This is a genomic window from Rhodopseudomonas sp. (assembly GCF_013377015.1).
Lineage (GTDB): Bacteria > Pseudomonadota > Alphaproteobacteria > Rhizobiales > Xanthobacteraceae > JARJEH01.
The window spans coordinates 145,554-166,089 of the sequence record NZ_JACABA010000001.1; the positions used below are offsets into that span (position 1 = coordinate 145,554).

Here is a 20,536-nt window from a genome sequence, read left to right on the forward strand (position 1 = left end):
GGCTGGGCTCGGCGTCGGCCGAAACGCCGGGCGGCGTCCGCGTCGCCGCGCTTGCCGTGGTCAACGCGGTCGGCAGCGTCACCATCGGCGACGGGCCGTGGTTCTGGGCGGCGCCGTTCGAACAGCACGGCGAATTCGGCGGCCGCGGCCTGCCGGGTGCGTTCACGCCCGCGATGCTGGCGATGCGGCTGAAGGGCACAGCCACCGCAGTGGAGAACACCACGCTGGTGGTTGTCGTCACCGACGCGCAGCTCAGCAAACCGCAGGCCAAGCGGCTGGCGATGATCGCGCAGACCGGGATGGCGCGGGCGATCTATCCGGTGCACGCGCCGCTCGACGGCGACGTGGTGTTCGCAGCCGCGACCGGCGCCAAGCCGATCGATCCGCTGGTCGGCCTTACCGAATTGGGAATGGTCGCGGCCAATACCGTGGCGCGGGCGATCGCGCGCGGCGTCTATGAGGCCACCGCGCTGCCGTTTCCCGGTGCGCTGCCGGCGTGGCGGGATCGCCATTGAGAGGTGGCGCATCAGCGCCTTGTCATTCCGGGGCGCGAGCGCTTGGGCGAGCGAACCCGGAATCTCGCCACCGGTTCGGACTGCAAGATTCCGGGTTCGCTCACAGCTTCGCTGTTCGCGCCCCGGAATGACGACGACGAAATCTGTGGCGAGCTCAGCAGCCAGATACGCTACGCGCTGACCGACACCGAGGAGCCAGACGCCTGCGTGACCGCGTTGGCCTGACGCTGGATCAGACTCTCGATGAAATTATACGACGAGGTCGCGCTCGACGACGCGGTGCCTGTGGCCGATGTCATCGAGACCCGGGAGCCGTCGGCATAGGTCAGCGACGTCGTGGTGGTGCCGTCGCTGTTGGTGGTCGAGGTGCTGGACGCGCCCTGCAGCGCCTGCAGCAGCGGATCGGTCGCGCCGTCGGCGGAGGTCGCCGAGCCGCTGGTCGGCTTGGCGTGCTTATGATGGCCCTTGCCGCCCTTCAGCGCCGCCGACAATTCGTCGAGGCTGACCTGGCCGTCGCCGTCCTTGTCGAGCTTGGCGAACACCGAATCGGCATTCGCCGTGTTGGTGCCGCCGGCGCCGAGCGCGCTTTCGAATTCCGCCTTGCTGACCTTGCCGTCGCCGTTGCTATCGAGCTGCGCGAACAGGTCCTTCAGCGCGGCGGCCCGGCTGGTCGACGAGGTCGACGCGGTCGAATCCGTGGTCGACGACGTAGATGTCGTCGACGCGGTCGTCGACTGGCCCTGCGCCGCCAGCAACGCGCTCATCATCGCCGCCGACAGCCCGCCCGACGCGGTCGAACCGCTGCTACTTGAGCTGCTGCTGCTCGAGCTGCTGCTGCTGCTGCTCGATGTCGAGCTGGAATCGCTCGACGACAGCAGGTCGGCCGGGTTGAACTCCTTGCTCGACCCGCTGACGCCGGTGGTGGTTTTCGATTTCGACGACGTCGACAGCGCATCGAGCATCGACGACAAGGCGCTCAGGGCGGGTAGCGCAGCCAGCATGGTGAGTCTCCAGAACCGTCGTCTGTCCGTGGCCGCGGGTCGCGGCCGCAATTCGTCACCAGCAACTTAGCAATCGCCATGCCACGCGGCGCGTGCCTGTAAAGACTGGGCTTTTTCACCCGCGCCGCCGCCCACGACCGGGAAAATTCTGCCGCTCCGGCAGAACTTGCCAGCCGCGGCGCGGCAAACTCCCGCGCTTGCCCGCGCGCATTGCCCCGGCACGGGGCGCATGTTAGCGAAGCATTCCCCTCAAGCTTCGGAACCGCGCCCATGTCCCCGTTCGAGCCCCGCCCCCTCGTCATCGCGCCGTCGATCCTGGCGTCGGATTTCTCCAAGCTCGGCGAAGAGGTCCGCGCGGTCGATCAGGCCGGCTGCGACTGGATTCATCTCGACGTGATGGACGGCCATTTCGTGCCGAACATTTCCTACGGCCCCGACGTCATCAAATCGATGCGGCCGCACACCAAGAAGGTGTTCGACGCCCATTTGATGATCTCGCCCTGCGATCCCTATCTGGAAGCCTTCGCCAAGGCCGGCTGCGACATCATCACCGTGCACGCCGAGGCCGGCCCGCATCTGCATCGCTCGCTGCAGGCGATCCGCGCGCTCGGCAAGAAGGCCGGCGTCTCGCTCAACCCCGGCACCCCGGCCAGCGCGATCGAATACGTCATCGACCTGATCGACCTCGTGCTGGTGATGTCGGTCAATCCCGGCTTCGGCGGCCAGGCCTTCATCCCCTCGGCGATCGGCAAGATCCAGGACATCCGCGCCATGACCGCCGGACGGCCGATCGACATTGAGGTCGACGGCGGCGTCACCTCAGCGGTGTCCGGGCAATTGGCGGCGGCCGGAGCGAATGCGTTCGTCGCGGGTTCGGCAGTGTTCAAGGGCGGGACGGTGGAGAGCTACAAGGCGAATATCGATGGGATTCGCGGGGCGGCGGAGTTGGCCCGAGGCGAAGCGGTTTGAAAAATGATGCTGATAATTGCGCCAATAATAGAAGATGACTCAGCAAGACTCATCGAATGAGATTAAAAGTGCCCCGATACTTAACGAACGATTGGTCTGGATTCGTTATGTTCGTATGAATCACATACTGATCATAATCTTCTATATGGACGACCGATGTCTTGTCAGATTCTTGCCAAGTGACCATAAACAGAAAGTCTCGCAGATACGTCGTTTCTATCGTTACGGTTTCGGATTGACCACGACTCCCGTCTCGCCTAACTCCTGTGTACGTTAGAGTACCGTCATTTTCAAAAAAAAGTTCAACAACAAACGCACCGAAATCAACCAAATATTTGTTTCCGGTGCCAGGAAACACTGTGCCGCCAAACGCTGCGCGCAAATTGTACCCAGCTCTGTGTATCAAACTAAGCGGGCTGGCGGCGCTGGCCGAGATCGCAACGTAGACCTCGCCATTTCGGATTTCGGTTGCAAACGGCAGAAGCGGAATTCTTGCCGGGCCGCGAACGACCTGCCCCACCCCAGCGTCGAACTGACTGTTGTGGCAAGGGCAGGTAATGATGTGCGTAGCCGATTCGTAAATGGGCTTGTCTGTCGAGCCCCATACTCCATCCCCAGTCAGAATTGGACAACCTCGGTGAGTGCAAGTGGAGGCGACCGAGGCAAATAGGGGAGAACCGTCTACCGCATCAGAAAATCTAGTAAGCATCCGCGGGACAGCGGTAGGAGCCACCTTCTGGACGATCGGCGTTATGTCAGTAGGCGCTTGATTCGGTTGGAAATCAGAGATCTTTCCGACGCTAACAAAACCATCGGTCATGGCGCCCTCCTTTGTGCACGAAATAGCGACCATACAAAATCGAGTTGTGTAAATTTCAACGCCTTGATCGGTTGACCGGTAGCGCCGGACACGGTCACGAACATGTTTGGGTCGGGGGAGCCAAAAGGCGTCAGAATTTGCGAATCCGCAAAAGGAGCGTCAAAGATCAGCAGACGATTTCCAGGCTTGGAAGTCGCGATTCGGGGGCCAATCGAAGCACGAGCGTGGCAACTTATACACGACGATGTGGTTTGAAAATCTGTCTCGATTTGTGAGTTCGCCAATCGTGTGGGCGAACCGGTGGACTCGACAAAATCGATCTGCGAGCCTCGCAGGAGATAGTTCTGCCACTTGGTGCCATCGAGACCGATGCCTTTTGGAAATTCTTCGCAGTCCAGATGATCGGGGGGACAAGAAAACGCATCCTTCGATGTTAACAGCCAAGGTCCGTAGCCGGGCTTTCCTTGATTTTCTGGCTTCTTATTATCCACGTGCTCAAACGTTGCCCAATACCAATTCGGCAGATCCTTTGTAAGAATGTGCAAGGCTGTAAGGCCATATAGTTTTCCATTAGAGCGACAAGAGTGATAGCGGGCTTCGTCGGCGGCCGAGATTTCACGCCACTGAGCCTTAATCTCCTTCGCTCCAGCAGGAAATTGGATAGAAGCGACGCCGCCGTTGAATAATGCCTCTTGTCCCTCAATATTGAATATCTGCTTGCCCTTAATAAAGGTAAACGTGTCCAAATTCATCCGCACTTCATCAGTCCCAGGCTGGGCAACACCGGGCTCAAATAGAATAGAGATGTCTCTTCTACGAACGAGAAGATTCTGAAGCGGCGCGATGTCGCGTGCGGTCGCATCACAATATGCGTCCAACGGAGAATCCCAATCCGTAGGATCAGCACCACCTGTTCGATAAACCTCGCTCTTCGCAGGCCCGCCTGACACCAGCTTCCACGATTCCCAGACCACTCGACCAGCGTCGCCTAGCTTTTTCGACGGATCAGGCTCCCTGCTTCCCGAACGAGCGGGCCAGTTCAGGGCAACAAAGAGCCGCCAAGCGTACTCATCCGGGCTGAGAAGTGCCATTGCCGTATCCTGAGGCACTTGATAGCCTGAGGAAACCCAACTGGGCGGCGTTCTCTGAGCCAAAGCCGTCTCGGGTGACAAAACATTACAAGCTGAAATTATGAAAAAAGCTGATACTCCACCAAATTTGATTAGTGCCGCCAAACGGTTGCGCCACGAAAGGCAAATCGATTCTAGGGACAACATTAGCCTCCTCCTGTCTTGAAAAATTCTTTTTGTTATCAATGGATAGTACTATACGCTTGCTACTCGCGAAAGTTAACTAATTTTTTCGCAACCCAAGTTCGATCGATATGGATTTCAACGGCGTAGCTGCGGTGGGCTACGATAGGATAATGACCAGCGAGCCGGCCGGGTGGCCGTCCGGGCCGAACCATTCCTCGTGGAACGTGACCGATGATACCGGTCCTCGCCAATATATGGGCCGGCCAGGGCAACCTTCGCGCCGTGCGCACGCGACTGAACCCTTGCACGAACGAAGGGCGTGGTAGCACGCTACGCTTTTCCCAAATAGGAGTAATGTACTAGCCGTCCTTGCCAGGCTTAACACGGCAACCCATCCTCTTCGCGACAATGAAGATGCCGCGCGCTACGCGCGCGATGGATACGTGGGTCAAGCCCGCGTATGAGTCGCGGCTGATGCAGCCGCCTCATATCTCGATTCAAATGTCAAACAGCCACGCCTTCGCAATCTCGCGATGCCGTGCGCCCGAGTTTTGCGATTAGTCCCGCCCCTCAACGCATGAGGGGTGGCGGCGCGCCGGTCGGCGCAGTTGGTAGTTGGCTCGCGATCGGATCGCCGCACACGGCGACGAAGGATCGCGGGGCGCCGTTCCGGCGCGCCCACCGCGGCGTCTTGTCGGCGTCAGGGCCGTGCTTCCGGGGACAGGCGCGATGCCGCTGCACCGCTTGATCCCGACGGTTTCCCGCCGTTCACCCGCCCCGCGTCCAGCGAACTAACAAGTCGCAGGCTCTCGTAGTGGAGCCGGACGGGGACCCGACGCCGCCCGGGGCCGTGCTTGCGAGGCACGACGCGCGGGCGCCGCATCCAATCCGGCTTCGCTGACCAAGGTCAGCTTCGCCGGACCATTGACCCGGCTGGTTGCCCAGCGAGGTGTTCTGTCCCGCTTCCCGACGCCTCGCGAAGCGCCCCTCACGGACAGGACGACAAGGACTATATTCATAATAGGAATTTTGTCAATTGGCCGTTGAAGGATGCCGACGAAAAAACGGACGAAAATCCTGGTCGGAACTGATCCGTCGATGCTGGGCGTGCGGCGCGGGTTCAGCAAAGCGTAGCCCCCATCAGCGCAGCGAAATGCGGGCTACCAACTTGCGCCGTGCCAACGCGATCGAATTTCTCACAAACGATAGGCCCCCGCTGGGCACGCTTCGCCTTGCCACCCTGCGCCCTCCGCGCCTCCCTTGCGCCACGGCCGGGAAACCGCGACTATGGACGCACAGGAAACATCCAGGGAAGCCACATGCAGTTCGATGACGTGATCCGCGGTCGCCGCAGCATCCGCGGTTACAAGCCCGATCCCGTCCCCCGGGCGCTGATCGAGGAAATCATCGCGCTGGCGATGCGCGCGCCGTCGTCGATGAACACCCAGCCGTGGAATTTCTATGTCGTCACCGGCGAACCGCTGGACAAGATTCGCGCCGGCAACACCGAGCGGATGCTGGCCGGCGTGCCGCAGTCGCGCGAATTCCGCACCGGTCAGGGCTTCAGCGGCCCGCACCGCGACCGCCAGGTCGGCGTCGCCAAGCAATTGTTCTCCGCGATGGGGATCGCGCGCGACGACAAGGAGATGCGGCAGGACTGGGTGCTGCGCGGCTTCCGCCAGTTCGACGCCCCGGTCTGCGTGATCGTGACCTATGACCGCGTGCTCGACGGCAGCGACGATACGCCGTTCGATTGCGGCGCGGTGGCGACCGCGCTGGTCAATGCCGCGTGGTCGCGCGGGCTCGGCGCCGTGATCAACAGCCAGGGCATCATGCAATCGCCGGTGGTGCGCGAGCACGCCGGCATCGCCGACGATCAGGTGATCATGAAGAGCATCGCGCTGGGCTGGCCGGATGAGAATTTTCCGGCCAATGCGGTGGTATCCGAGCGAAAGTCCGTTGCCGAAGCCACGGTGTTCGTCGGTTTCGATAATTAGCCGTGCGGAGGGGCGACTAGAACTATCGTCGCATCGCGACACGTGGTCGAGACGGCCGGACGATTTTGGGCGATGCTCCAATCCTGTGGATAGATCATTCCGCGCCTGAACCGCGCGGCCAGCGAGTGCGACCAACCGGGATGCGCCTGTCCCTTCTCGCGCGCCCACTCGCGGCGCTGTTTGGCCTTTTCGTCGTCGCAACCGCCGCGCAGGCCGGCGACGCTGCGGCGCGGCGCGTGCTCGGCTTTTCGCCGGACGGCACCAGCTTCGCCTTCGAGCAATACAGCCAGCTCTACGATTCCACCGAAGTGATCGCCGAGATCCAGCTGATCGACACGCGCAGCAACGGCTTCGTCAAAGGTTCGCCGGTTCGGCTGCGCACCGACGGCGATGACGAGCGCGACGTCGAGACCGTGCGCGCCGCGCTGCTGGCGAAGGCGCAGCCGCTGCTGGCGCGACGTGGCATCGGCCAGCCCGGCACCCGCTATGCCGGCAAGCCGTCGATCGGGCTCGACGCAATCGAGATCTACCAGATGGCGACCGAACCGCTGGCGACGACGCAGGCGATCGCGCTGCCGGACGGCCGCAACTTGAATCTGACGCTGTCCGACCAGGCGCTGGGCAAGGAATCCTGCTACGGCGCCGGCGGCCGCGGCGCCTATGGCGACGTCATTGTCACCGGCCTCACTTTGCAGCTGTCGATCGACGGCGCGGCGCCGCTGACGCTGGCGCATGATTCCAGGCTGCCGCATGCGCGGCGCTGCGTCACCGCCTACGGCATCGCCGAGGTCTGGCATCATACCGCCACCGACGGCGCGCAGACGCTCGCGGTGCTGATCGAAACCGTCGACGCGCACGAATTCCACGCCGGCCCGAACCGCCGCTTCATGGCAGTGACGCACCGGCTGCCGCCGGCGTGAGGGTGGCTTCGCCGCGTCCTTTCTGCTAAAGCGCGGCGTAACCCCCAACAGCATGAGTTCTCGATGATCCCGCGCTACACCCGTCCGGAAATGGCCTCCATTTGGGAGCCGCTGACCCGCTTCAAGATCTGGTTCGAGATCGAGGCGCACGCCGCCACCGCGCAGGCCGAGCTTGGCGTGATCCCGAAATCGGCCGCCGAGACGATATGGGCCAGGGGCAAGGACGCCGCCTTCGACGTGGCGCGGATCGACGAGATCGAGCGCGAGGTCAAGCACGATGTCATCGCGTTTCTGACCCATCTGGCCGAATTCGTAGGTCCCGAGTCGCGCTTCGTGCATCAGGGCATGACCTCGAGCGACGTGCTCGATACCTGCTTCAACGTCCAGCTCGTCCGCGCCGCCGATCTGCTGATTGCCGATGTCGACAAAGTGTTGGCGGCGCTGAAGAAGCAGGCGTTCGAGCACAAGGTGACGCCGTCGATCGGCCGCTCGCACGGCATCCACGCCGAGCCGGTGACGTTCGGCCTCAAGATGGCCTACGCCTATGCGGAATTCTCCCGCGCCCGCGAGCGCCTCGTCACCGCGCGGCGCGAAGTCGCGACCTGCGCGATCTCGGGCTCGGTCGGCACCTTCGCCCATATCGATCCGCGCGTGGAAGAGCATGTCGCCAAGGCGCTCGGCCTCGAAGTCGAGCCGGTGTCGACCCAGGTGATTCCGCGCGACCGCCACGCGATGTATTTCGCCACGCTCGGCGTGATCGCCTCGTCGGTGGAACGGCTCGCCACCGAATTCCGGCACTTGCAAAGAACCGAAGTGCTCGAGGCCGAAGAGTTCTTCTCCGAGGGGCAGAAGGGCTCGTCGTCGATGCCGCACAAGCGCAATCCGGTGCTGAACGAAAATCTCACCGGGCTGTCGCGGATGGTGCGGGCCTATGTGATGCCGGCGATGGAGAACGTCGTGCTGTGGCACGAGCGCGACATCTCGCATTCCTCCGCCGAACGAATGCTGGCGCCGGACGCCACCGTGACGCTGGACTTCGCGCTGTCGCGGCTGGCCGGCGTGATCGAGAAGCTCGTCGTGTATCCGGAAAACATGCTGGCCAATCTCGACCGGCTCGGTGGGTTGATCCACTCGCAGCGGCTCTTGACCGCGCTGACCCAGAAGGGCTGCTCGCGCGAGGAGAGCTACAAGCTCGTGCAGCGCAACGCGATGCCGGTATGGCGCGGCGAAGGCGACTTCCAGACGCTCTTAAAAGCAGACGCCGACGTCAAGAAGTACATGACCGACGCCGAGATCGACGAGCAGTTCGACCTCGACTATCACTTCGAGCACATCGACACGATCTTCCGGCGGGTGTTCGGGGAGACATAGGTGACGGATGCCATATTGGTTTTGGCGATACATCCCATGTAGCGGAGTCAAGCTCGAGTTTGAGCAGTTTTCAGTTTATCCTGAAACTGGAGAGCCCATCCTAAACTTACGAAGAAGAAATCCGAAGCAGAAGATAGCGATAAAGAAGAAACACATACAGGAAGACGAATTCAACGTTTTCAGACATGTGAACGACATTGATTTTGAGATGGAGCTCCGAAGCGAAAGTGGAGACGGCACTTTCTTCTTGGACCCAGCGCATGTATTCACATTCCTGCTTATGATTAAGACCGGCGGATGGGTCAACGCGCCAGCGATCCTAACATCGTCAACGCTCGACGACCCGGATAGTGAGGCTCCGTACATCTTCTGCGAGCCGTTCCATGAAACAGTCCCAACGCATTTTGGAGAAGCAAGCCTCACTATCGAAGACGTCAGTTGGATTAAGGAACGAATGAACGTCGGGCTACGCTTCACAAACAAGCCGGCCTTCCAGAATGCGATGCAGGCACTTACCTCGTTTCATTGCGTTCCTTTTTCAAACACTGCATTGCTGATTGCATGGAGCGGGTTGGAGGCACTATTCAAGACAGACACGGAAATATCATTTCGACTTTCCCTCTACATATCAAACTACTTAAGGAAAGGACTTGAGCGGGCATACCTATTTGAACGCCTGCGAAAGAGTTACGACGTACGATCGAAGATTGCTCACGGCTCGTCGACCAAAGTTGCCGATGCCAGCGAACATGCGAATTTCACGCGAGACATTTTGCGAGAGTGTTTAGAGAAATGCATTAATACATATGAATTTCCGAACCCCGGGTCCTTGATCTTTGGTGAATAGGGGGCTGGCGCAATGAGCACTGTCGTCGCGGTCAGTTCCCGGCGCGGTCATCACTTCAGCAAGATTCCGGGCCTCAGCATTCGGCTGTTGACCGGCCTCGGCGTCGCCGGCGACGGCCATAGCGGCGCGACGGTCCAGCATCGTTCGCGCGTCCGCAAGGACCCGACCGCGCCGAACCTGCGCCAGGTGCATCTGATCCATGCCGAGCTGTTCGACGAATTGTGCGCCAAGGGATTCGTGGTGCGGCCCGGTGAGCTCGGCGAGAACGTCACCACGCAGGGCCTCGATCTGCTGGCGCTGCCGACCGGCGCGCGGCTACGGCTCGGCGACAGCGCGGTGGTCGAGCTCACCGGGTTGCGCAATCCCTGCGTCCAGATCGACCGGTTTCAGCCCGGCCTGATGGCGGCGACGCTGGACCGGGACGCAGCGGGCAATTTGATCCGCAAGGCCGGCGTGATGGCGATCGTGCGGACCGACGGCGATGTCCGGCCGGGCGACGCCGTCGCCGTCGAATGGCCGGAATTGCCGCACATCCCGTTGCGGGTGGTCTGATCGCGGCCAATCGGCAACCCACTGGTAACCATACCGGAGTAGCTTCAAAGCGTGTCCAGCTATCCGACCATCCTCGTCTTCGATTCCGGCCTCGGCGGGCTCACCGTGCTGCGCGAGATCGTCAAGGCGCGGCCCGATGCGCATTATATCTACGCCGCCGACGATGCGTTCTTTCCCTATGGCGCCCATAGCGAGGACGCGCTGATCGCCCGGGTGGTGCCGCTGATCGGCGAATTGATCGCCGCGCATGCGCCGGACCTGGTGGTGATCGCCTGCAACACGGCGTCGACGCTGGTGCTGTCGCATCTGCGCGCGCAATACCGGGTGCCGTTCGTCGGCACCGTGCCGGCGATCAAGCCGGCCTGCGCCCGCTCCACCACCAAGCGGGTCTCGGTGCTCGGCACCAGCGGCACGGTCAAGCGCGAATACACCCACGCGCTGATCCGCGATTTCGCGCAAAGCTGCACCGTGACTCTGGTCGGCTCGGCGCATCTGGCGTCGCTGGCGGAAGCAGCGCTGGGCGGCGCCGCGATCGCCGACCGGGAGATCCTGGCCGAGATCGCGCCGTGCTTCGTCGACAACGCCGACGCCGCGCTGCGCACCGACGCCGTGGTGCTGGCCTGCACGCATTATCCGCTGCTGCTGGAACGCATGATCGCGCTGGCGCCGTGGCCGGTGGCGTGGATCGACCCGGCGCCGGCGATCGCGCGGCGGGTCGCCGACCTGCTCGGCCCCGCCGGCGGCGAACCGGATCACGCCGGCGCGGAGATGATCTTCACCTCCGGGCGGACGCACCCGCTGACCGGGGCGCTGGCGCCGTATTTCGGCGGCCGCGTGCTGGCCTGAGCGCTTTCCCGACCGCGCCCCCGCTGCTAGGTTCGCGGCACGGAGGGAACCATGATGAAAAGCATCCTGCTCAGGCTCGTCGCCGGTAGCGCGTACGCCTGATGCGCGGTACCCCGATCAAGCTCTCGATTCCGCGCCGGCTGATCGCCGATCTGATGCGCGCCTCGATGGGCGTGCCGCTGATTACCTTCCAACGCCGGCTTTCGATCCAGCCGCTTGCGCAGGCGCGCGCCGCGGCGGCGCTGCGGCCGGGCTGGGCGGCGATCTTCGCCAAGGCGTTCAGCCTGGTGGCGCGCGACGAGCCGGTGCTGCGCACGCTCTACGTCACCTGGCCGCGGCCGCATCTGTTCGAATTGCCGCACAGCATCGCGATGATCGCGGTGGCGCGACAATATGACGGCGAGGACTGCGTGATGATGCAGAAGTTGATCTCCGCCGACACCATGGAGCTGGCGGCGATCGACGCCGCCATCAAGCACGCCAAGAACGCGCCGGTCGCAGCCGTGCCGGCGTTCCGCAAGATGCTGCAGGTGACCCGGCTGCCGCTGCCGCTGCGGCGACTGGCCTGGAGCATCGCCCTCGGCATCGGCCGCCAGCGCGCCAATCATTTCGGCACGTTCGGGATCTCATCGGTCGCGGCCTACGGCCCCGGCGCGCTGTATCCAACAAGCCCGGGGCCATTCGTGGTCAGCTATGGGGCGGTCGGCGCGGACCACAGCATCGACGTGGTAATCCGGTTCGACCACCGCGTCACCGACGCCGCCCTGATCGCCGCCACCATGACGAGGCTGGAACAGGCCCTGAACGGCCCGATCGCGGCCGAATTGCAGGCTTTGCCACGCGCGGTCGAGCCGAAACCGGTGCTGGCGGCCGCGACCTGAGCGTCGGGATCGCGCCGGCGCGCGAAAAACTGGCGATTCATTTGACATCATGACGGTTTCTCCCTAGAAACCGCCTGCTCGCGGGCCGTTTTCGGCCCGCGATGCGTTTCGCGACCCGTGGTCCCCCTTAGGCTTTAAGGACGGACCTGTCGGCTCCGGGAAATTCCCGGCGCACAGGAGGGCGCGTCTCCTCATCCATGATCAAACCGAGGACGCGATGACAAAGCGCAATGAAGCGAAGTATAAAATCGACCGCCGTATGGGCCAGAACATCTGGGGCCGTCCGAAGAGCCCGGTCAACCGCCGCGAATACGGCCCCGGCCAGCACGGCCAGCGCCGCAAGGGCAAGCTTTCCGACTTCGGCGTGCAGCTGCGCGCCAAGCAGAAGCTGAAGGGCTATTACGCCAACATTTCCGAGCGCCAGTTCCACAGCATCTATGTCGAAGCCACCCGGATGAAGGGCGACGCCGGCGAGAACCTGATCGGGTTGCTGGAGCGCCGCCTCGACACCGTGGTGTATCGCGCCAAATTCGTCGCCACCATGTTCGCCGCCCGCCAGTTCATCAACCACGGCCACATCAAGGTGAACGGCAAGCGCGTCAACATCTCGAGCTACAAGGTCAAGGTCGGCGACCTGATCGAGATCAAGGAATCCTCCAAGCAGCTCACCATCGTGCTGGAAGCCGCCGGGCTCGGCGAGCGCGACGTCCCCGATTTCATCGAGGTCGATCACTCCAAGGGCACCGCGAAGTATCAGCGCATCCCGCATCTGTCGGACGTGCCGTTCGCCGTGCAGATGGAGCCGCATCTGATCGTCGAATTCTATTCGCGCTGATTTCTTTCAGCGTCGGACGGTATCAGGCCCCGGTTCTGCCGGGGCCTTTTTCGTGGGCTTAACGCCGTCATTCCGGGGCGCGAGGCTGCAGGCCGAGCGAACCCGGAATCTCGCCACACGGCAAAGGCCATCACTGGCCGCGAGATTCCGGGTTCGCTCGCAGCGTCGCTGCTCGCGCCCCGGAATGACCAGCTTGAATCCATCGCGCCGGGATATGACCTAAGCTAGGCTCACTCCGCCTGCAAAACCGAGAGTGCCATGACCACCTACACCCCTGCCCCACGCGATCCGAACCAACCGCCGGTCCGCATCAACCTGTTGTCCGATACCCAGACCCGGCCGACGCAGGCGATGCGGGAGGCGATGGCGCGGGCGGAGGTTGGCGACGAACAGATCGGCGACGATCCCACCGTCAATCTGTTGTGCGCGCGGGTCGCCGAACTGCTCGGCAAGGAAGCCGCGGTGTTCCTGCCGTCCGGCACGATGTGCAACGTCGCCGCGACGCTTTCGACCTGCCGCCCCGGCGACGAGATCCTGGCGCATCCGACCGCGCATATCCTGTCGCGCGAAGGCGGGGCGCACGCGGCGCTCGGCGGCTTTCAGATCACCGCGTTGCACGGGCCGAACGGGCAATTCAGCGTCGAAACCTTCCGCGCCGCGCTGCATCCGCGCACTCGCTACGAACCGCCGCAGACCATGGTCAGCGTCGAGCAGACCGCCAATATCGGCGGCGGCACGATCTGGCCGAAATCCGTGCTCGACGACATCGCCGAGGCCGCCAAGGACGTCGGGCTGGCGACCCATATGGACGGCGCGCGGCTCTTGAACGCCACCGTCGCCGCCGGGATCAGCCCGCGCGCCATGACGGCGGGCTGGGATTCGGCGTGGATCGATTTCAGCAAGGGCCTCGGCGCCCCGGCCGGCGCCGCGATGGCGGGCTCGCGCGACTTCATCGATCAGGTCTGGCGCTGGAAGCAGCGGCTCGGCGGATCGATGCGGCAGGCCGGCATCATCGCCGCCGCCTGCGTCCATGCGCTCGATCATCATGTCGAGCGGCTGGCCGACGATCACGCCAACGCCCGCGCGCTGGCGGCGGGGCTGGCGCAGATTCCCGGAATCACGGTGCAGCAGCCGGAGACCAATCTGGTGTTCTTCGATCCGGCCGGCGCCGGAATCGATGGCGCCGCCATGGTGGCGGCGTTGCGCCAGCGCGGCGTGCTGCTGGCGACGATGGACGGACGGATCCGCGCCTGCACCCATCTCGATGTGACCCGCGCGATGGTCGACGAGATGCTCGGCCTGATCCGCGACATCGTCCGCGGCGCATAGAATCATTCTGTCATTCGGGGACGCGAGCCCTTGGGCGAGCGAACCCGGATTTTGCGCCACGCCGCTACACCGACGTTCCGGGCTCGCTCACGGCCTCTCCGTTCGCGGCCCGGAATCACGGCATCAGTTCTCCATCGCCTCGTAGATCAGTTTCTTGGTTTCGCGCTGCACCGGCTGGCGCTGCGACGGGGTCTGTTCCATCAGCACGAAGAACATGTCCTGCTTGGGATCGATCACGAAATAGCAGCCGGTGGCGCCGTCCCATTTCAATTCGCCCAGCGAGCCGGGCGGCGGCGGCTTGGCGTTGCCCGGATCGGTGCGGACGCCGAGGCCGTAGCCATAGCCGAAGCCGTCGCCGGGAAAGTAGAAGTAATCGCGCTCGACGCCGGAATTCGGACCGATATGGTCGGTGGCCATGTCCTTGAACGTCGCCGGACTGAGATAGCGTTTGCCGTCGAGTTCGCCCTTGTTGAACAGCATGCGGACGAAGCGGATCACGTCGTGCGGCGTCGAACTCAAGCCGCCGCCGCCGGATTCCCATTTCCGGGCGATGTCGGGGCCCACCGGCCGGCCGACGCGGAAATTGGCATCGTTCGGCATCGGCTGCGCCATCCGCGACTTCTGCGCGTCGGACGAGAAGACATACAGCGTATCCTTCATCCCGAGCGGGTCGAACAGCATCTCCTTCTGGACCTGATAGAACGATTTGCCCGACGCCACCTCGATCACGCGGCCGAGCACCTCGTAGGAATTGCCGTAATCCCACAGAGTGCCTGGCTGCTCCTGCAGCGGCAGCTTGGCGACGCGCTCGACGAACTCGGCGGTGGTGGGATCGCCCGCATAGATGTCGGCGGCGGCGATCGCCTTGCGCACCAGGCTGTCGCCGTAGAAGCCGTAAGTGATGCCGGACGTGTGCAGCAGCAGGTCGCTGATGCGGATCGGCCGTTTCGGCGCTTCGTATTCGAGATACTTGTCGCCGTTGTCGCGGGTCTTCTCGACGCCGACCTTCACGTCGGCGAAGGCCGGAATGTATTTCGACAGCGGATCGTCGAGCTTCAACTTGCCCTGGTCGACCAGCTGCATCACCGCGAAGGCGGTGAACGGCTTGGTCAGCGACGACAGCCGGAAGATGGTGTCGTCGGTCATCGGCTGCTTGGTGGCGACATCGCGGACGCCGAAATATTTGTGATAGACCGGCTTGCCGTGCTGCTCGATATAAACCACCGCGCCCGGAATCTTGCCCTCGGCGATGATGGTGTTGAAGAACGCGTCGACCCGTTCGAGCTTGGCCGGCGAGAACTTCGCCCCGGCCGGCAGTTCGAACGTCCCTTCGGCGAAGGCCGGCGCCGCGACCATCGCCAGCAACGCTCCACTCACCCACGCCCGCGTTGCCTGTCGCAGCATTCTGGTTCCTCCCGGTTGATGTCGCGGGGAGGATCGTAGCGGCGGTTTCGATCGATTCAAGTGCCCGCGGCGGCCAGCGCCGCGACGTGGTGCGCGGCGGACGTGTCGGAAAAGCAGCAGAACACCACGCTGACCACGCTCGGACTGACCAAAAGCGCATCGCGCGTCGCAGTCACCGCGATGGTCGCGGCGCGCTCGGCCGGAAAGCCATAGATACCGGTCGAGATCGCCGGGAACGCGACCGAGCCGAGATGGTGCGTCCGGCACAGCGCCAGCGCCCGCCGATAGCAGGACGCCAAGGCCGCGTCCTCGCCAAACTCACCGCCGCGCCACACCGGGCCGACGGCATGGATCACGTGCCGCGCCGGCAGCAAATAGCCTTGGGTGATCTTGGCGTCACCGGTGGCGCAGCCATTCAGGGTGCGGCACTCGGCGAGCAGTTGCGGCCCCGCGGCGCGATGGATCGCACCGTCGACACCGCCGCCGCCGAGCAACGACGGATTGGCCGCATTGACGATGGCATCGACGCCGAGCGTGGTGATGTCGGCGACGATGACCTCAAGCCGGGCCGTGCTGGACTGACGTGCCAACGGGCTCAGCGTCAAGCAGCTCAGGCAGATGCGGCCACTGTGACGCCCTTGTCGGCGAGCAGCTGCTGCAATTCGCCGGCCTGGAACATCTCACGGACGATGTCGCAGCCGCCGACGAATTCGCCCTTGACGTAGAGCTGCGGAATCGTCGGCCAGTTCGAATAGGCCTTGATACCGTCGCGCAGATCGGCGGATTCGAGCACGTTCAAGCCCTTATAGCCGACGCCGACATGATCGAGAATCTGCACTACCTGGCCGGAAAACCCGCACTGCGGAAACTGCGGAGTGCCCTTCATGAACAGCACGACGTCGTTCGACTTCACTTCGTTCTCGATGAATTGCTCAATGCTCATAATGCATCCCTTTGCGGCGCGGCCCGTCTGGCCATCAGCGGTCCGGTCGAACCTGTCATATATGTAGCCTGAAATCCCAGCCTAGCCCAAGTAAAATGCCGGAGAGCAGCCATGCGGGCGGAATTTCCTTACAGAATCCGACGATCGCCGCCGCAGCTCCATCCGGCCGGACGGGGTTTCTTCTGCGGCGGGATCACCTATCTTGGTAGGGTGAGCTGCTGAGGCTGCTTTCGGAACTCATCTCGAAGGGTGACGTTCTCCCCAAAACGGAGACTTTCGTGACGACCATCGCATCCGCCGCAGCCCCCTTGTCCGCCCCTTGCCCGTCATCCGTCTCCGATTCCAGCTCGCTGGCGCGCGATCTGGCGCAGGCCTATCGCGCGGTGCGGGGCGAGACCGAGCGCCGCGCCGCGCCGCTGTCGCCTGAAGACCAACAGGTGCAGTCGATGCCGGACGCAAGCCCCACGAAATGGCACCGCGCCCATACCACCTGGTTCTTCGAGCAGTTCCTGCTCGGCCAGCATTGTCCGGGCTACGTGCCGTATCACCCGGACTACGCCTTTCTGTTCAATTCCTATTACGTCTCGGCCGGCCCCCGCGCCGTTCGCGCTGAACGCGGCCTGGTGACCCGGCCCGGCGCCGCCGAAATCACCGCCTATCGCCGCCATGTCGACGCCGCGGTGCTGCGATTCTTCGAGCAGGCCGACGCGGCGGCGCTCGCCGCGGTGGCACCGCTGGTCGAGGTCGGGCTCAACCACGAGCAGCAGCACCAGGAACTGATGCTGACCGACATCCTGCACGCCTTCGCGCAGAACCCGATTCCGCCGGCCTACGATCCGGCGTGGCGATATCCGGCCGCAACGCGCGGCGGCGACGACTGGGTGACGCTGACCGAGGGCATCCACGCCATCGGCCATGCTGGCGCGACGTTTCATTTCGACAACGAGAAGCCGGTGCATCGCGCGCTGGTCGGCCCGGTGAAGCTGGCGCGGCATCTGGTCAGCAACGCCGAATGGCTGGAATTCATCGCCGACGGCGGCTATCGCGCCGCGACGCTGTGGCTGATGGACGGCTTCGCCGCCGTCGAACGAGAGGGCTGGGAGGCGCCGGGGCACTGGCGCCGTGTCAATGGTGAATGGCAGGTCATGACGCTGGGCGGCTTGCAGCCGATCGATCCGGCGGCGCCGGTGTGCCACGTCAGCTATTACGAAGCCGATGCGTTCGCGCGCTGGCGCGGCCAGCATCTGCCGACCGAAATGGAGTGGGAGGTCGCGGCGCGCGCTGGCCTCCTCAATGACGCCTTCGGCATGGTCTGGCAATGGACCCGCAGCGCCTATGCGGCCTATCCGGGTTACCGCGCCGTCGACGGTGCGCTCGGCGAATACAACGGCAAGTTCATGGTCAATCAACTGGTGTTGCGCGGCTCCTCGCTTGCAACTCCTGCCGGCCACAGCCGTATCTCCTATCGCAACTTCTTCTATCCGCACCACCGCTGGCAATTCACCGGACTTCGCCTCGCCGACTACGCCGCCTGAACGCTTCGAACCGCGCCGCGCGCGCATCCGGGAGACCGTCATGAATGTCCACGTTGACGCGCTGGCCAGACAGCACCAGCTCGACGAGGCGACCTCGACATTCGCGCATGACGTGATCGAGGGCCTGTCGCGGCCGCAGAAGCAATTGTCGCCGAAATATTTCTACGACGCCGCCGGCTCCGCGCTGTTCGAGCAGATCACCTTGCTGCCGGAATACTACCCGACCCGGACCGAGCTCGGCATTCTGCGCGACCGCGGCGCGGCGATCGCCGCGCGGATCCCGAACGATGCGGCGATCATCGAATTCGGCGCCGGCGCCACCACCAAGGTCCGCGCTTTGCTGCAGGCCTGTCACACCCACGCCTATGTGCCGGTCGACATCTCCGGCGACTTTCTCCACGCCCAGGCCGCCGAGCTGCGGCGCGATCTTCCCGGGCTCGCGGTCTATCCGGTGACGGCGGATTTCACCGCGCCGTTCGAACTGCCGGATGCCGTGGCGGCGATGCCAAAGGTCGGGTTCTTTCCCGGCTCGACGCTGGGCAATTTCGAGCCGCACGAGGCCTGCGCCTTCCTGCGCAGCGCGCGGCAGATTTTGGGCGCGGGCTCGGAGCTGTTGATCGGCATCGATCTCGAAAAGGACGACCGCGTGCTGGCGGCGGCGTATAATGATTCCGCCGGCGTCACCGCGCGATTCAATCTCAACATACTGGTCCGGATCAACCGCGAGCTCGGCGGCGATTTCGACCTTTCGGCATTCAAGCATCGCGCGATCTTCAATCGCGAATTACACCGCATCGAAATGCATCTGATCAGCCGCACCAGCCAGACCGTCCGGATCCTCGGCCACAACTTCGCGTTCCGCACCGGCGAAACCATCCATACCGAGAACAGCTACAAATACAGCCTCGCCCGCTTCGGCGCGCTGGCGCTGGGGTCGGGCTGGACGCCGCTGCAATGCTGGACCGATGCCGAGGGGATGTTTTCGGTGCATGTGCTGAAGGCCTCGGACTGATCCCGAGACCTACGAAGACGCGTCACAAAAGCCATTCGCCGCGAAATGAAACGCCGCGCCGCGGTCGAGCCGATGATCGGTCACCTCAGGGCCGACCACCGCATGGGCCGCAACATCGTAAGGGCCGCGACGGCGACCGCATCAATGCCGCCCGCGCCGCCGCCGGCTTCAACTTCCACCTGCTGCTGCGCTGGTTCGAACGGGTCTTGTGTGCCCTGATGCAGATGCTCTGCCGCGTCATCGGCCGCACGCAATACGCCTGAATTTGCGAACGACCGCAACTTCACCGACGACTAGAAAATCCAAATAGAAACCAACGACAACAGCTTTCCTCTCGAGCGTTGCGACGAAGGCGCTGAACGAGCCCGCCCCGAACAATACAGTCTGGTGGAACTTTATGACGATGAAGGCGAGAAAAAACGCGTGGCGGGCAGTGGCAACCAGTTGACCGCCGTTCCCTTTGGGTCCGCAAACAGCGTCAATAGTCTCTTCGCAACAGCGAGTCGGGCCATGCCGCACCATAAGGACGCGGCCAAACATAACCTCTATCCTTCCTATCCCCGTCTGGATCGAGCGGTCGGGACCATATGACCTCCGGTTGGCGTACCGACATTAAGGTTGACGCAGCCTTAAAGGAGAACTGCTCTATGCCCGCGTTGAGACGAAGCATATATTTGTAGTGTTGCTCGTTAGGAATGTCTATTCGATGTGAGCCACGATAAAACTAGCTCGAAGGGGAAGGCGGAGCCCGACGCCGACGAGGTGGGCGAGAAGAGGAGAAGATTTTGTTTCCAGCTTATTTGAAACCCCTCAGCAACTTCTTCCGCAAGAGGCGCAATCGTCGACTTCACCAGCTGGTCGAGCAGCTCTCGTCGGCAAAGGGCGGTCCAATTGACGTGCTCGACATTGGGGGGTCTTTGGGGTTCTGGCGGAATATCCCCGAGAACGTTCGAGCAAAATGCAACGTTGTCCTCTTAAATCTGCCCGGAGCCTATGAGGCCGACCAGCGAGATGGAAATGAGATTCTAGGCACGACAGTTTCATTGCTGACAGGGGATGCGCGCGATCTTTCGAGGTTTGGCGACAGCTCTTTTGATTTGATCGTGTGCAACTCAGTTCTCGAACATGTTGGTTCCTGGTCGGACATGAAATCTGCCGCCGAGGAAGCACGCCGCGTCGGACGGCGTGGCTTAGTGCAGGTGCCAGCTTTTGAATTTCCTATTGAACAGCACTATCTCTTGCCCTTCATCCATTGGTTCGCCTTTCCGATCCAGGTCAAGCTGCTGGCCCTTCTGCATCGCGATTTTACGAAATGGTCATTCCATGATCAGCATATGCTGGTACATCATACGCAACCGCTAACCCGAACTGAACTCCAGGAGCTATTCCCCGGAGCAGAAATCTCCAGAGAATGGGTCGTTCTACCCAAAAGCCATAGCGCATTTTGGTAATAGTCTTTGACTAACGCGCTTGGCACGCACGTCTCCGTGCAGTCACTATTCC

Annotated in this window: 22 protein-coding genes and 1 pseudogene; 16 read left to right on the top strand and 7 right to left on the bottom strand. The window is 62.9% G+C overall.

Going from position 1 to position 20,536, the window contains the following annotated elements:
• Positions 1–515: P1 family peptidase (locus HXX15_RS00660; RefSeq protein ID WP_296511591.1), on the top strand; the 515-nt coding region annotated here is incomplete at its 5' end.
• Between the two features lie 170 nt (positions 516–685).
• On the opposite strand, the gene HXX15_RS00665 is transcribed toward HXX15_RS00660, so the two are convergent.
• Complete coding sequence (locus HXX15_RS00665) at positions 686–1,279, bottom strand: EF-hand domain-containing protein (protein ID WP_366558546.1); 594 nt, start codon at positions 1,277–1,279, stop codon at positions 686–688.
• Between HXX15_RS00665 and HXX15_RS23150 the strand changes: the two genes are divergently transcribed.
• Both HXX15_RS23150 and rpe read left to right on the top strand, forming a co-directional pair.
• Positions 1,212–1,586, top strand: a complete 375-nt coding sequence (locus tag HXX15_RS23150; RefSeq protein WP_366558547.1) for a hypothetical protein — start codon at positions 1,212–1,214, stop codon at positions 1,584–1,586. The genes HXX15_RS00665 and HXX15_RS23150 overlap by 68 nt on opposite strands.
• 200 nt (positions 1,587–1,786) lie before the next feature.
• Entirely contained in the window at positions 1,787–2,485 is a 699-nt protein-coding gene (gene rpe / locus HXX15_RS00670) for a ribulose-phosphate 3-epimerase (RefSeq protein ID WP_296511596.1), read from the top strand.
• 49 nt (positions 2,486–2,534) lie between these two features.
• Here the strand turns inward: rpe and HXX15_RS00675 are convergent, their stop codons facing one another.
• Together HXX15_RS00675 and HXX15_RS00680 are read right to left on the bottom strand one after the other, a co-directional pair.
• Positions 2,535–3,305, bottom strand: a complete 771-nt coding sequence (locus HXX15_RS00675; RefSeq protein WP_296511598.1) for a Rieske (2Fe-2S) protein — start codon at positions 3,303–3,305, stop codon at positions 2,535–2,537.
• On the bottom strand, positions 3,302–4,396 hold the full coding sequence (locus tag HXX15_RS00680) for a hypothetical protein (RefSeq protein WP_296511600.1): 1,095 nt from the start codon (positions 4,394–4,396) through the stop codon (positions 3,302–3,304). Before HXX15_RS00680 ends, HXX15_RS00675 begins: the two co-directional genes overlap by 4 nt.
• A gap of 1,484 nt (positions 4,397–5,880) precedes the next feature.
• Between HXX15_RS00680 and HXX15_RS00685 the strand changes: the two genes are divergently transcribed.
• The 9 genes from HXX15_RS00685 to HXX15_RS00725 all read left to right on the top strand — a co-directional run bounded on the left by HXX15_RS00685 (position 5,881) and on the right by HXX15_RS00725 (position 14,139).
• A complete protein-coding gene (locus HXX15_RS00685) occupies positions 5,881–6,558 on the top strand; it encodes a nitroreductase (RefSeq protein ID WP_296511602.1) in 678 nt (225 codons plus the stop codon).
• Positions 6,559–6,698: 140 nt separating this feature from the next.
• Positions 6,699–7,478, top strand: coding sequence for a DUF2259 domain-containing protein (locus tag HXX15_RS00690; protein WP_296511604.1), 780 nt, complete (start codon positions 6,699–6,701; stop codon positions 7,476–7,478).
• A gap of 63 nt (positions 7,479–7,541) precedes the next feature.
• Entirely contained in the window at positions 7,542–8,849 is a 1,308-nt protein-coding gene (gene purB / locus HXX15_RS00695) for an adenylosuccinate lyase (protein ID WP_296511607.1), read from the top strand.
• Between the two features lie 7 nt (positions 8,850–8,856).
• Positions 8,857–9,696, top strand: a complete 840-nt coding sequence (locus HXX15_RS00700) for a HEPN domain-containing protein (protein WP_296511609.1) — start codon at positions 8,857–8,859, stop codon at positions 9,694–9,696.
• Between the two features lie 12 nt (positions 9,697–9,708).
• Positions 9,709–10,248 (top strand): MOSC domain-containing protein, encoded by a 540-nt coding sequence (locus HXX15_RS00705; protein ID WP_296511611.1) that lies wholly within the window; start codon positions 9,709–9,711, stop codon positions 10,246–10,248.
• Positions 10,249–10,299: 51 nt separating this feature from the next.
• Positions 10,300–11,094 carry a glutamate racemase gene (gene murI, locus HXX15_RS00710; protein WP_296511613.1) on the top strand — a complete coding sequence of 265 codons (795 nt, stop codon included), beginning with the start codon at positions 10,300–10,302 and terminating at the stop codon, positions 11,092–11,094.
• Positions 11,095–11,195: 101 nt separating this feature from the next.
• On the top strand, positions 11,196–11,975 hold the full coding sequence (locus HXX15_RS00715) for an acyltransferase (RefSeq protein WP_296511615.1): 780 nt from the start codon (positions 11,196–11,198) through the stop codon (positions 11,973–11,975).
• A gap of 217 nt (positions 11,976–12,192) precedes the next feature.
• On the top strand, positions 12,193–12,810 hold the full coding sequence (rpsD, locus tag HXX15_RS00720; protein ID WP_296511617.1) for a 30S ribosomal protein S4: 618 nt from the start codon (positions 12,193–12,195) through the stop codon (positions 12,808–12,810).
• Positions 12,811–13,068: 258 nt separating this feature from the next.
• Positions 13,069–14,139 (top strand): threonine aldolase family protein, encoded by a 1,071-nt coding sequence (locus tag HXX15_RS00725; protein ID WP_296511620.1) that lies wholly within the window; start codon positions 13,069–13,071, stop codon positions 14,137–14,139.
• A gap of 123 nt (positions 14,140–14,262) precedes the next feature.
• Here HXX15_RS00725 and HXX15_RS00730 read toward each other — a convergent pair whose 3' ends face one another.
• The 3 genes from HXX15_RS00730 to grxD are packed head-to-tail and all read right to left on the bottom strand — an operon-like array spanning position 14,263 to position 16,486.
• Positions 14,263–15,543 carry a serine hydrolase domain-containing protein gene (locus HXX15_RS00730; protein WP_296511622.1) on the bottom strand — a complete coding sequence of 427 codons (1,281 nt, stop codon included), beginning with the start codon at positions 15,541–15,543 and terminating at the stop codon, positions 14,263–14,265.
• 56 nt (positions 15,544–15,599) lie between these two features.
• Positions 15,600–16,142 carry an O-acetyl-ADP-ribose deacetylase gene (locus HXX15_RS00735; RefSeq protein ID WP_296514738.1) on the bottom strand — a complete coding sequence of 181 codons (543 nt, stop codon included), beginning with the start codon at positions 16,140–16,142 and terminating at the stop codon, positions 15,600–15,602.
• A gap of 11 nt (positions 16,143–16,153) precedes the next feature.
• Positions 16,154–16,486: a Grx4 family monothiol glutaredoxin gene (grxD, locus tag HXX15_RS00740; protein WP_296511625.1), complete on the bottom strand. Its 333-nt coding sequence runs from the start codon at positions 16,484–16,486 to the stop codon at positions 16,154–16,156.
• A 278-nt stretch (positions 16,487–16,764) separates the two neighbouring features.
• On the opposite strand from grxD, the gene egtB reads away from it, so the two are divergent.
• The 3 genes and pseudogenes from egtB to HXX15_RS00755 form a co-directional block, all read left to right on the top strand.
• Entirely contained in the window at positions 16,765–18,021 is a 1,257-nt protein-coding gene (egtB, locus tag HXX15_RS00745; protein ID WP_296511627.1) for an ergothioneine biosynthesis protein EgtB, read from the top strand.
• Positions 18,022–18,061: 40 nt separating this feature from the next.
• The gene (egtD, locus tag HXX15_RS00750) at positions 18,062–19,033 is read left to right on the top strand and encodes an L-histidine N(alpha)-methyltransferase (protein ID WP_296511629.1); all 972 of its coding nucleotides are present in this window, start codon (positions 18,062–18,064) and stop codon (positions 19,031–19,033) included.
• Positions 19,034–19,048: 15 nt separating this feature from the next.
• A pseudogene (locus tag HXX15_RS00755) lies at positions 19,049–19,296 on the top strand (IS5/IS1182 family transposase); the annotation flags it as partial.
• Here HXX15_RS00755 and HXX15_RS00760 read toward each other — a convergent pair.
• Positions 19,271–19,573 (bottom strand): hypothetical protein, encoded by a 303-nt coding sequence (locus tag HXX15_RS00760; protein ID WP_296514913.1) that lies wholly within the window; start codon positions 19,571–19,573, stop codon positions 19,271–19,273. The pseudogene HXX15_RS00755 and the gene HXX15_RS00760 sit on opposite strands and share 26 nt — an antisense overlap.
• A 245-nt stretch (positions 19,574–19,818) precedes the next feature.
• Between HXX15_RS00760 and HXX15_RS00765 the strand changes: the two genes are divergently transcribed.
• Entirely contained in the window at positions 19,819–20,484 is a 666-nt protein-coding gene (locus HXX15_RS00765; RefSeq protein WP_296511632.1) for a class I SAM-dependent methyltransferase, read from the top strand.
• Positions 20,485–20,536 lie beyond the last annotated feature (52 nt).

Coding starts and splice junctions, on each gene's coding strand:
- rpsD (WP_296511617.1), top strand. CDS start 12,193: ATGACAAAGCGCAATGAAGCGAAGTATAAAATCGACCGCCGTATGGGC.
- HXX15_RS00730 (WP_296511622.1), bottom strand. CDS start 15,543: ATGCTGCGACAGGCAACGCGGGCGTGGGTGAGTGGAGCGTTGCTGGCG.
- HXX15_RS00705 (WP_296511611.1), top strand. CDS start 9,709: ATGAGCACTGTCGTCGCGGTCAGTTCCCGGCGCGGTCATCACTTCAGC.
- purB (WP_296511607.1), top strand. CDS start 7,542: ATGATCCCGCGCTACACCCGTCCGGAAATGGCCTCCATTTGGGAGCCG.
- egtD (WP_296511629.1), top strand. CDS start 18,062: ATGAATGTCCACGTTGACGCGCTGGCCAGACAGCACCAGCTCGACGAG.
- HXX15_RS00675 (WP_296511598.1), bottom strand. CDS start 3,305: ATGACCGATGGTTTTGTTAGCGTCGGAAAGATCTCTGATTTCCAACCG.
- HXX15_RS00725 (WP_296511620.1), top strand. CDS start 13,069: ATGACCACCTACACCCCTGCCCCACGCGATCCGAACCAACCGCCGGTC.
- HXX15_RS00715 (WP_296511615.1), top strand. CDS start 11,196: ATGCGCGGTACCCCGATCAAGCTCTCGATTCCGCGCCGGCTGATCGCC.
- HXX15_RS00685 (WP_296511602.1), top strand. CDS start 5,881: ATGCAGTTCGATGACGTGATCCGCGGTCGCCGCAGCATCCGCGGTTAC.
- rpe (WP_296511596.1), top strand. CDS start 1,787: ATGTCCCCGTTCGAGCCCCGCCCCCTCGTCATCGCGCCGTCGATCCTG.
- HXX15_RS00760 (WP_296514913.1), bottom strand. CDS start 19,573: ATGTTTGGCCGCGTCCTTATGGTGCGGCATGGCCCGACTCGCTGTTGC.
- HXX15_RS00700 (WP_296511609.1), top strand. CDS start 8,857: ATGCCATATTGGTTTTGGCGATACATCCCATGTAGCGGAGTCAAGCTC.
- grxD (WP_296511625.1), bottom strand. CDS start 16,486: ATGAGCATTGAGCAATTCATCGAGAACGAAGTGAAGTCGAACGACGTC.
- HXX15_RS00690 (WP_296511604.1), top strand. CDS start 6,699: ATGCGCCTGTCCCTTCTCGCGCGCCCACTCGCGGCGCTGTTTGGCCTT.
- HXX15_RS00665 (WP_366558546.1), bottom strand. CDS start 1,279: ATGAGCGCGTTGCTGGCGGCGCAGGGCCAGTCGACGACCGCGTCGACG.
- HXX15_RS00680 (WP_296511600.1), bottom strand. CDS start 4,396: ATGGCACTTCTCAGCCCGGATGAGTACGCTTGGCGGCTCTTTGTTGCC.